This is a genomic window from Rhodococcus sp. (in: high G+C Gram-positive bacteria) (genome assembly GCF_049591685.1).
Classification (GTDB): domain Bacteria; phylum Actinomycetota; class Actinomycetes; order Mycobacteriales; family Mycobacteriaceae; genus Rhodococcoides.
Genome location: NZ_JBAWFH010000411.1, coordinates 1 through 10,729 on the forward strand (window position 1 = coordinate 1; position 10,729 = coordinate 10,729).

The 10,729-nt window shown below is 64.6% G+C and carries 8 protein-coding genes and 1 pseudogene; 3 read left to right on the forward strand and 6 right to left on the reverse strand.

All coding sequences use genetic code 11. From position 1 onward, the window contains the following. Positions 1-296: 296 nt before the first annotated feature. Both WBQ44_RS17585 and WBQ44_RS17590 read right to left on the reverse strand, forming a co-directional pair. On the reverse strand, positions 297-1,100 hold the full coding sequence (locus WBQ44_RS17585; RefSeq protein WP_495567958.1) for a GAF and ANTAR domain-containing protein: 804 nt from the start codon (positions 1,098-1,100) through the stop codon (positions 297-299). Between the two features lie 317 nt (positions 1,101-1,417). Further along, a pseudogene (locus tag WBQ44_RS17590) lies at positions 1,418-2,757 on the reverse strand (MFS transporter). 349 nt (positions 2,758-3,106) lie between these two features. Here WBQ44_RS17590 and WBQ44_RS17595 point away from each other — a divergent pair. Then, positions 3,107-3,583, forward strand: coding sequence for a hypothetical protein (locus tag WBQ44_RS17595; RefSeq protein ID WP_495567959.1), 477 nt, complete (start codon positions 3,107-3,109; stop codon positions 3,581-3,583). A gap of 40 nt (positions 3,584-3,623) precedes the next feature. Here WBQ44_RS17595 and WBQ44_RS17600 read toward each other — a convergent pair whose 3' ends face one another. Then, the gene (locus WBQ44_RS17600) at positions 3,624-5,828 is read right to left on the reverse strand and encodes a sensor domain-containing protein (protein ID WP_495567960.1); all 2,205 of its coding nucleotides are present in this window, start codon (positions 5,826-5,828) and stop codon (positions 3,624-3,626) included. A 159-nt stretch (positions 5,829-5,987) separates the two neighbouring features. Between WBQ44_RS17600 and WBQ44_RS17605 the strand changes: the two genes are divergently transcribed. Beyond that, positions 5,988-6,953, forward strand: coding sequence for a 1-phosphofructokinase family hexose kinase (locus tag WBQ44_RS17605; protein WP_495567961.1), 966 nt, complete (start codon positions 5,988-5,990; stop codon positions 6,951-6,953). Continuing rightward, a complete protein-coding gene (surE, locus tag WBQ44_RS17610; RefSeq protein WP_495567962.1) occupies positions 6,950-7,708 on the forward strand; it encodes a 5'/3'-nucleotidase SurE in 759 nt (252 codons plus the stop codon). The genes WBQ44_RS17605 and surE overlap by 4 nt, the downstream gene beginning before the upstream one ends. A 63-nt stretch (positions 7,709-7,771) precedes the next feature. Here surE and WBQ44_RS17615 read toward each other — a convergent pair whose 3' ends face one another. The 3 genes from WBQ44_RS17615 to WBQ44_RS17625 form a co-directional block, all read right to left on the reverse strand. Continuing rightward, the gene (locus WBQ44_RS17615) at positions 7,772-9,013 is read right to left on the reverse strand and encodes an NAD(P)/FAD-dependent oxidoreductase (protein ID WP_495567963.1); all 1,242 of its coding nucleotides are present in this window, start codon (positions 9,011-9,013) and stop codon (positions 7,772-7,774) included. 111 nt (positions 9,014-9,124) lie between these two features. Continuing rightward, the gene (locus WBQ44_RS17620; protein WP_495567964.1) at positions 9,125-10,078 is read right to left on the reverse strand and encodes a ferritin-like domain-containing protein; all 954 of its coding nucleotides are present in this window, start codon (positions 10,076-10,078) and stop codon (positions 9,125-9,127) included. Between the two features lie 109 nt (positions 10,079-10,187). Further along, positions 10,188-10,729, reverse strand: a 542-nt coding sequence (locus WBQ44_RS17625; protein WP_495567965.1) for an SDR family oxidoreductase, incomplete at its 5' end; no start/stop codon positions are given.

Below are 10,729 nucleotides of genomic sequence, written 5' to 3' on the forward strand. Positions count from 1 at the left end.
GGTGTACCGCACGCGTGCGGTACACCCGGGGTTGTCGTCGACGACTCGAATCAGGCGTCGGCCGAACCGCTGAAGAAGTCCAGTGCACCGAAGAGGTCAGCCGCTGCGCCGAAGAAGTCTGCGAGGAATGCGAGATCGAACATGATGTACTCCCGTTTCGATGTAGGGGTCGTTGTAGGCGTGGGTCACGCCTACTCCCAAGGCTTCACGCGTGAGGTATCTCGTTTGGGGTCCCGAAGTGGCCAGAATATGAACGGAACGTGTCGGGCCGGCTCGTCAGTTCGGGACGTGCTTGCTCAGGACGTGCTTGCTCGAGACGACGCGGATTCAGGCGCCGCGGAATACTCGGCCACCAGTTCGACGGCCATGTCGCGGATCTTGCGATTGCTGCGCTGTGACCTGTCGACGAGCATGGCGAACGCGTCGTCCGCATCGATGCGATGAATTGCCATCAGCATGCCCTTCGCCTGTTCGATCGGCGCACGATGGGTAAGGGCGAATCGAAGCCCGTTGTTCTCCGAGGTGACGCGGTCGAACCGGTCGTACTCCCCGAGGGTCTGCGCCAGCGCCCGCGTGAGGGTCTTCGCGGTCTCGACGTCTTCGTCGCCGAAAGCGGACGGAGCCTCGCCGTACAGGTTGAGCGAACCGAAGCGAGCATGGGGGCTGTACAGGGGAGCGGCCAAAAACGAGTGGATGTTCTCTCGGCGCGCCGAAGCGACGAACTCGGGCCAGCGGGTTTCGGCCGAGATTGCGTCGACTCGCACGACTTCGCCCGTTCTCGCGGCGTGCAGGCACGGGCCTTCACCGGCTTCGTACTGATCCGAATCGACGATCAGCGTGCGGGCGTCGCTGTGCACGGCGGTGAAGGTGCGATCCGCGATGGCGACAGTGACTCCGCAACTGGCAGCTCCGTCGATGGCTTTCGCGGCGAGGGACACGAGGGTGCGTAGTGCGACGTCGAGGTCGGTGTCGGTGTCGATGGTGGTTCCGAGTGCGGCGTGCAGATCCGCGGCCTGTGCGGGCTCGCCCCAACGGATGCTGGGGGCACCGAGGTCGGGCATCGAGTCGGCAGTTGCTGCCCGTGCTTCGAACGAGTCCATCCCCCGATTATCTGACACTCGGGGGCCAACACAAAAGCAAACGGGGAATGCGTTGTGGCCCCACCTGGGCCGTTCCGAGTCGGAAGGCGACCGATGCGTGTGCGTTACCGGTGCGTTATCGATCCGTTACGCCGATTGGCTTGTACTCCGGGGGATCCAGCGCAGAAAAGCCTCACGCAACACCAGCGTGCTGTACCCATCGAGCAGGTACAGCACGCGGGCGTTGGCACTCCGACACAGTCGCAATGCTGACCTTGCGCTGTTGTCTCAACGATCCGGCTGCCCGAGCACTACCCGATCGGGCGGGGTCCAAACCCTCAGGCCATGTCGACCTCTCGGGTTTCGATCAACGCCTTGGTGCACGCCAGGCTGAGAACCGACAACATCGCCAGCATGATGCCAACCGCGATACTGCCGAACTGCGCGGTCAGAGGTGCGGCGAGCAGGGGAGGGATGGCGCCGCAGAACCCCGGCGAGGTTGTATCCCAATCCGGCGCCGGTGTAGCGGAAGCGGCTCTGAAACAGCTCCGGGAGCAGCGCGCCGGTGGGCCCGTAGGCGATACCGAAGATCGCGAGGGTGACGCACACCGCGAACACATACGCCGTCTGGCTGCCCGTGTCGAGGATCGCGAACAGCGCAAGCGACCACGGTATCGCCACCGCGCAAGACGTCATGATCACGCGACGTCTTCCGACCGTGTCCGAATAGGTCGCCGAGATCGCGATCGTGATGCCGAAGACAACCGCGCCTCCGATGCCGGTCCACAGTACGAAGGGGCGGTCGAAGCCGGGGGTTTTGGTGCCGTAACTCGTCAGGTAGGCGGTGCCCATGTAGAACAGCGCGAAGAGCGATGCGAGCGCGCCGGCGGCGAGCAGGATCTCCTTTTTCTGTACGTGCCAGGCTTGCAGGATGGGAAGTTTGGTGTGCACATCGGGCGCTTGTTCGTCCGCGAGCCGGTTCGCGCGGAAGACCGGCGTTTCTTCGATCGCCAGCCGCATGTAGAGACCGATCAGAACCAGTACAGCACTCAGCAGGAACGGAATACGCCAGCCGAAATCGAGAAACACCTTGTTCGTGTCGCCGAAAACCGCACCGGTGGCGACGAATGTTGCGCTGGACAGAACGAAAGCGACGGACGGCCCCAATTGCGGGAACATCGCATAAAAACCCCGCTTCGCGGCGGGCGCGTATTCAGCGGTCAAGAGAGTATCGCCCGCCCATTCGCCGCCCACCGCGAATCCCTGCCCGAAACGCAACAGAACCAGAATGATCGGGGCGGCGACGCCGATCGTCTCGGCTCCCGGTAGTAGCCGATGGCGAACGTCGAGACGCCCATCAGGAGCAGCGTCGAAATCAGCGTCTTCTTGCGACCGATCCGGTCGCCGAAGTGGCCGAAGAGCACCGCGCCGACCGGCCTCGCAATGAACGCGACGGCGAACGTCGCGAACGATGCGACGACTCCGGCCGTCGACCCCAGTGCGGGGAAGAACACGGTGGGGAAAACGAGTGCGGCGGCCGTGCCGTAGATGAAGAAGTCGTAGAACTCGATAGTCGTACCATCCCGCTGGCGACGGCAACCCGCCGAACGGTCGTGGTCGGTTCGGGAGGAATCGGCGAGGCGCGAACGGGCGCATCGTCCGGGGTCAAAGAAGTCATGGCTCTCCAGGCGAATGGATCGTCACCGATCGACTGATGTCGGGGAACTCGAACCATATGTGACCTGCGCCATAACCACTAACCCCCGGACGGGGGTGAAGAAGGACCGCATCATCGTCGGTCGACACGGGCGAGACCGGCGATAAATTGGGACCGGGCAATGCGGTGTCGGGCCAACGGGCGGAGTCAGCGATGAAAACGGATCCAAAGAAGACACTCGACGCATATCGCGCTCGGCACAACGAGTTTCGCGTCGTCGACGTGCCGCCGTTGAGCTACCTGATCGTCGGGCCGATCCGTCGAGACTGCGAACCATCCTCCGCCAACCGGTCGCCGAGACAGAGAGGGCGTGAGCCCGATGCGCGTGACACGTGAAGGAAACCCACACGAACTCGAGCACGGAATGGCTGTGCGTAGGGCAGGTCGCCCGGGCAGCGTCTTTCGGGTCAGCGGTGATCCCGACACGGGGCGCGCAACGTTCGTGGCGATGTCCAAGGGCGAACGAACGGTTCTCAACGGAAACGCGCGAAACTACCGGCCGGAGACCGAGCGGGAAGCGACGGAACGAACCAGCAGTGACAGCCCGCTGCGGATGGTCCCCCCGCTGTCGGATGTGCCCGAAGCAGAGGGGGACTGCGAGCCCGGTGAGAGTCTCGAGCAGCCTGTTGCGCCGAGCATCTCGGAACTGTGCAAACGCCTCAACGACGCCGTTGCCCCGACTGCCGATGGTGAGTGCGGTCCGGCCCGGGCGGCGATGATCGTGCGGGCGGCAGCCGAATTGAATGCAGCGGTGGTGCTCACACACCTCGACGACGAGACGACCTGAACAGCGACCTCGGACGAAGGTGGCGCGAAATACCGGACTTTTACGTGGCGTACGGAACGGCCCGACGAAGCGCCTCGGTCGTGGCTTCCGCGTCGATCGGACGGCCGAGGAAGTACCCCTGGGCCAAATCGCAGCCGGCAGCGGCCAACGCGTCGAGTTGCTCCTGCGTCTCGACGCCCTCACCGACGACCGTCACGTCGAAGGCTTTGGCGAGCGTGACGATGGCGGAGACGATGGCGTGCGATCGCGGTGCGGGAAGTGCGGCCACGAAGGACTTGTCGATCTTGAAGCACTCGAACATGGGGTACTTGTCGAGGTACGAGATCGAACTGTGCCCCTTGCCGAGATCGTCCAGCAAAATGGCGACGCCCATCGCGTGCAGTTCGGTCAGGGTGTCGGCAACGCGGGCCGTGTCGGATACCCACACCGTCTCGGTGATCTCCAACCCGAGGGCCTGTGGTGGCAGGCCGGCATCGGCGAGCACGCGTGCTACATGGCCAGGGAAGGAAGGAGTGCGTAGCTGCAGTGCGCTCACGTTGACACGGATGGCGACGTCGACGAACGTACGCCATCGGGTGGCCTGACTGCACGCGGTGGTGAGCGCCCATGAACCGAGTTCCATTGCGAGACCGGTTCGTTCGGCTACGGCAACGAACTCGTCCGGCGCAACGTGACCGTGCACGGGATGGTCCCATCGAGCAAGCGCTTCCAGAGCGACGATCTTGCCCGTCGCAATTTCGACGAGCGGCTGATATACGAGTGTGAGTTCACCGCGGGTGAGAGCGGACCGTAGGTCAACGGACAGGGACCGGATGCGGTCGGCGTCGTACAGGTCACCGGTGTCGAAGACGGCGTGGCCACCCGTCCCGCTGTCTTTGGCGCGATACATGGCGAGATCGGCTCGATGAATGAGTTCACGCCTGGTGGTCGTCTCGTCGGACACGGCAATGCCGATGCTGGCGCTGAGGGGAATCGGTGTGCCGTCGGACGAGAACGGGGCTGCGATGGAAGTCGTGATGTGGCGCGCGAGGTCTTCGGCGTGGTCGACGCTTCCGACACCCTCGCAGATGACGAGGAATTCGTCGCCGCCCAGGCGCGCCACGGTGTCGGTGTCGCGTACCGCGGACTGCAGACGGTGCGCGAAGCGCGTCAGAGCGAGGTCGCCCGCATCGTGCCCCAGACTGTCGTTGATGATCTTGAAGTCGTCGATGTCCAACAGCAACAGGGCGACGGAGCCGTCGCTGCCTCGGGCGCGGTCGAGCGCTTCGTCGATGCACTGATAGGCCAGAGTTCTGTTCGGCAGCCCCGTCAGTGCGTCACGCAGGCTACGTCGAAGCAGCTGTCGGTCGAGCTCGACGCGCCTGATGGCGGTCGACAACACGCCGGCTACGGCTCGTAGGAACGAGATCTCGCGTTCGGAAAATGTGCGGGCTCGCGTGCCGTAGACGGCGATGATGCCCCAGGGCCGGTCTGCGGCGGGAATCGGAACCGCCAAACCGCTGTTCACGCCGTGTTCCGCCATGAAGTTCGTATCGAAGCGGGATTCCTTCTCGCGGTCTTCGCAGACGACCGTTTCGTTGCGTAGCAACGCGAAACCGGTCAACGATTCATCGCCGAGTGGGAACTCGACAATCGCTTCGGCCGAGCCCACGAACGTGTGCACGCGGAGGCGATTGTGGCCCGCCTCTTCGAGTCGTGCAATAGCCGCCGTCCCGACGTCGGTGAGCGTGGCTGCGGCGTCGGCAGCGCTGGCGAGCAATTGGGGCAGATCCGCGTCCATTGCCATCCTGCTCAATTTTGCGAGCGCGGCTTGTTCCGCCGCGTACCGGGTCGCAGCGGCGAGGGTGTCGCGCAATTCGGTGTCGCGGCGGTGGCCTCCTCGTCGATCGCGTATCACCGAGGCGATCACTGTCGGCGCGCCCTTGTCTCGATGCACGACGAACGTAGAAACTGCGACGGGTATCGGTTCCCCGGTGACGAAATGGCGCAATTCCGACCGGCCCTGCCAGTGCCCGTCGTGGGCGAGGCCCGCTTCCACCTCGCCCGTCACCTCCAGACCCGTCGGGGTGAAGAAATCCGCGGTGGTCAGTGACTCCGCTGTGTCCGCATCGGGTATCCCGACGAGCTCACGGCCGGCCGGGTTGACGTAGACGACGGCACCCGAGAACTCGGACAGAGCAACCAGGTCGGGCGAGAGATCGAGCACGGCGCGGAGGATGACCGGGTCGTCCGCGGAGTGAAACATCGGTGATCAGTCCCGTTCTCGTCGAAGTGCGAACACAGCGAGCTGCCCACTTGGTTGTTGTCGATCACAGTCGGTGGGTCGAATCTCTGTCGTCGACCACCGAGTATGCGTTACGCGGCACCACCGTTTGGTAAAACCCCCGATGGGCATTCTCGGTTGATGCCGACAACAACGGACAAACCGACCGCGTTCGTCTTCGCACCGTCACCACTGTTGACGGTCACCCTCGATGCCGCCCCCACCGGGAACACCGAACTGCATGTTCACGCAGGTGGGCAGGGTCACTGGATCGCTCGGATGGCGTCGGTACTGGGTCTGGACGTCACGCTCTGCGGCGTATTCGGAGGTGAGATCGGCGGGGTCCTCCGCGACCTGATCGAACGCGAGGGCATCTCGGTGGCCGCGGTGGACATCGGTCAGGAAAGTGGGTCCTACGTCCACGACCGCCGAGACGGCGAGCGGTCCGAGATCGCCACCGTGGATCCGCCGCCGCTCGCCAGGCATGCTCTCGACGACCTGTTCGGCCTGTCGTTGGCAGTGGGTGGCAGGAGCGACATCGCGATCCTCGGCGGTCCGCACACCGACGGCATCGTGCCGCCGGAGATGTACACCAGGCTCACCGCCGATCTGCGCGCTCTGGGAGTCCCGGTCGTGGCCGATCTCTCCGGGCCGACAATGACCGCCGCGCTCGCAGGAGGACTGACCGTACTCAAAGTCAGCCACGAAGATCTCATCGAAGACGGTAGGGCTGAATCCGACGACCCGAAGCACCTCGTCGACGCGATGCGCGGGCTGCGCGAGGAGGGCGCGGAGGTGGTCGTTCTCTCCCGCGCTGCCGACCCCGCATTGGCGCTCGTCGGCGCGAAAGGGAAGGAGGGCACCGTCCTCGAGGTCGTGACTCCCGACCTCAGTCAGGTTGACCACCACGGGGCCGGCGACTCGATGAGTGCCGGTATCGCGACGGGGCTCGCGCTCGGCAAATCGATGGAGGACGCACTTCAGTTGGGTGGGGGAGCGGGAAGCGCGAACGTGACCCGCAGAGGTCTCGGTAGCGGACGGCACGACCTCGTCATGCGACTGACCGAGTCGGTCATCGTCCGGCCGTACGAGAAGAGCAAGAAATGAGGGCACTGATCACCAACGACGACGGAGTGTTCAGCGATGGCATAGCCCTGCTGGCTCGTGTCGCTGTCCGCGCCGGTCTCGACGTGGTCGTTGCTGCGCCGCACGAGGAGCGCAGCGGCGCGGGAGCTTCGCTGACCGGTATGGAAGCCGAGGATCACCTGGGTGTCAGCCGTCGCCGCATCGACGGCCTCGGCGACGTGCCCGTGTTCGCGGTGCACGCGTCCCCCGCTCTGATCGCCTTCGTCGCGACCCGTGGGGCATTCGGCGATCCGCCGGACATCGTTCTGTCGGGGATCAACCACGGGCCGAACACCGGTGCAGCAGTGCTGCATTCGGGCACCGTCGGGGCCGCGCTCACCGCATGCACACACGGACTCGTCGGCATGGCGGTCTCGCTGGCCACCGTCGACCCCCAACACTGGGACACGGCCGAGAAGGTGGCCGAGGCGGCCGTCGGATGGATTGTCGACAACGGCAGAACGGACGCGATCCTCAACGTCAACATTCCCGACGTGCCCCCCGACCGACTGCGGGGAGTCAAAGCCGCACCACTGGCCAGATTCGGCGCCGTGCAGGCGGAGATCGGCGATCAGGGAGAGGATTTCGTGACCATCCGATTCGACGCTATCCGCGCCGAGGAGGACGACGACAGCGACGCCGGCCTGGTCGCCAGAGGCTGGGCCACAGCGACACTTCTCCGACCGCCGTGCAGCGTGGACGATGCCGACCTGTCCTCGCTCGAAACCGGATCGTAGGCGGCCACCGAGGCCGACCCGCGAGTGATGAACGGCCGAGCTCGGAGGCTGGCGCTACCGGTTCTAGGTGCGTCCGCGCAGAATGGATCGCCAGTACAGGTGCGGAAGTGCGTACCGGTCGAACGCCCAGGCGATGCGTCGTGGCTTCACCGGGTCGAGGAACGACGGTAGCGACGAAGAAATAGCGCCGCTCCTGTCGAACTCGCCCGCGATGAGAGTGTGGGAATCCACCGGCACCGGTGCAACGGTGTACCCGTCGTACGACGACGGTTCCTCGCCGCCCCTTGCGGCCAGAATGTTGTCGACCAGAATCGAAACCTGTTGTCGCAAGCCGCCTCCCGAAGGATCGGTGTCGATGGCTGCGCCGTCCCCGACCGCCCACACGTTGCTGTGTCGAAGGTGTTGAAAGGTACGGGAGTCGATGTCGACGAGGCCGTGCGGAGTACGGCCGGTCAAACCGGTGCCGTCGAGCCACTTCTGTCCGCGAAAGGGCGGAACGAGATGCAGGAAATCGTAGTCGATGTCCTCGGCCGAACCGTCCGGGCCGGTAGCGGTGAGACTGCGCTGCTCGGGCCGAAGCGACGTGACCGCAGTGCCGTGGAGGACGCGGACACCGAGTTCGTCCAACTTGCCCAGAAGCCGGTCGTCCAGGTCCGGTACGCCCAGCAAGCGAGGGCGGTCCACCACGAGAGTGATGCTGATTCCGGGCATCCGGCCGTCGCGTAACCACTGCGCCGCAGCGAGAAACAGGGGCTTGATTGTCGTGCCGGTGCAACTGACGGGCGCACGGGGAACGGTGAACACGGCATGACCGCCCGTGGGCATCGCCTGCACCGAGCGCCAGGTCTTCTCGGCGAGGTCGACGTAATTGCTTGCTACCTCGGGAGATCGGAGGGCCTCGTCGATGCGGCCCAGAGCGTCGTGGTCGGGTACCAGGCCCGTTCCGAGTACGAGATCGCGATACCCGTACCGGCGACCGGACGTCGTCGTGACGATGCGCGCATCCGGGTCGATCGTGGTAGCCGATTCTTCGATCCAGGTGCACTTCTTCGGCGTGACCGACCGCTGGGTTTTCTCGGTGGAGCGCAACGGAGCTTGGCCCGCGCCGACATACGACAGTAGGGGGCGATACGTGTGCACCCTCTGAGGTTCGACGATCGCAACATCGTTGACGCCCTTGCGATTCAACCGCGCAGCGGCGCTGATTCCTGCATTACCGCCGCCGATGACCACTACGTCGAAATAGCGGTCCACCAAGCTCGTGTTCGCCGAAGGAGGGTGACCGTCGTGTTGGGTGTGGACCATTCTTCGGGATACCCGGCTAGGGCCGTCGGAAACCTCACCGGGCAATGCGTTGATACCGACGACATCGGCCCGCGTGCAGTGCACGCGGGCCGATCGGTCTTCGAGAACAGGTCAGTCGACCGAGATGACTTCCTTGGCGATCGCTGCCACTCGAGTTTGCGCAGCCGATACGACTCCATGGCGATTCTTGTGTGCCTCTTCGAAGGCCAACACCGTGCGCACATCGCGCGGCTCGGTGAGGTCCTTGATGGCCGCGACGGACTCCGAGACGTTCAATGACTCGTAGTCCGCAATCGGTAGCTCGTCCGCATCGAGAACTCCTGCGGCGGATCGAGCCGAGTGGATGGCGTCCGCGACACCGTCGGCACCTTCCTCGCGGGTGACGTCCTCCGCGGCTTCGAGGGCAGCGTTGCGGCTCGCGGTCAAAGTTCGCGACGCGACGTCGCCCGCATGTGCTCCGCGCCCGAGCAGTTCGGAAAGCCTGCTGGGGGTGGTGCGCGCGGCATCGAGCGCGCGATCCAGTCCTCGAGCGGACCACGAGGCCGGGACGTTGACGAGCTTGACGGCGCTGCCCGCCGCGGCCTGCAGCGGGGTGCGACGCAGTGCAGCCGGGCCTCCGAGTGCGTCCTCGGCGAGGACGGTCTCGAGCCATTCGACCGTAGCGCTGTGTGCCGTGATGAGGCGCTTCGACAACGCGATCACGGCGGGCTCGTTGTCCGCAGTTGCCAGAGCTTTGATGTACTTCGAGCGGCCCAAGAGCTGCTGCTCGAGTGCCAGGTCACCCAGGAGGGCCTCGTCGAAAGGTTGTGCCTGCTCGGCGAGGGACTTGAAGAGTGCGAGGGTGCGGCCGACGAAGGGTCCCACGACGTCGGGCAAGTCGCCCAAGTCGCGCAGCGTCTCTTCGATCTCTTCGGCACGTGCACGGCCGTTGGCCGCGTTCTGCATCAACTCGGTACGTACAGCTTCCGTACGCGCCTGGGCAACACGAGTCTCGGCGATCTGGATTTCGGTATTGGTCAGCTGCAGTACGGCCCGCAACTGTGCGAGCAGGGTGGGTGTAGCCATCTTGCGCTCCTAATCGTTGAGTGGGTCGTCTGTATGTGCCACCACAGTCGAAATCGGCACTGGACGTCGTGTTACCCACGAGTAGGAGCCTCAAACACCAGGTCGCGAATCAGTTCATCGGGGTTCCGCCGGTCACTGCGATGGTTTCGCCCGTGATGTAGCTCGATTCCCCCGACGCGAGAAAGACGTAGGCCGGCGCCAGTTCAACGGGCTGACCTGCACGTCCGAGAGGAACCTGCTCCCCGAACTGCCCGTACTTGTCCGCAGGCATCGTCGCCGGTATCAAGGGCGTCCAGATCGGTCCGGGTGCGACGGCATTCACACGGATGCCCTTCGGCGCGAGCTCCGACGCCAGCCCCTTCGTGAACGCGATGATGCCGGCCTTCGTAGTCGCGTAGTCGAGTAACTCGGGGGAGGGGTTCGAACCCTGAATCGACGTCGTGTTGATCATGGTAGACCCCGGTTCCATCACCGCTGCCGCCCGTTTCGACAACCAGAAAAGCGCGTACAGGTTGGTCTTGAGAACGCGGTCGAACTGCTCGGTGGTGATGTCTGCGATCCCGCCCATCTGTGCCATCTGAAATGCCGCGTTGTTGACGAGAATGTCCAGACCGCCCAGTTGCTCGCGGGCCGAATCGAACAGTTCGATGC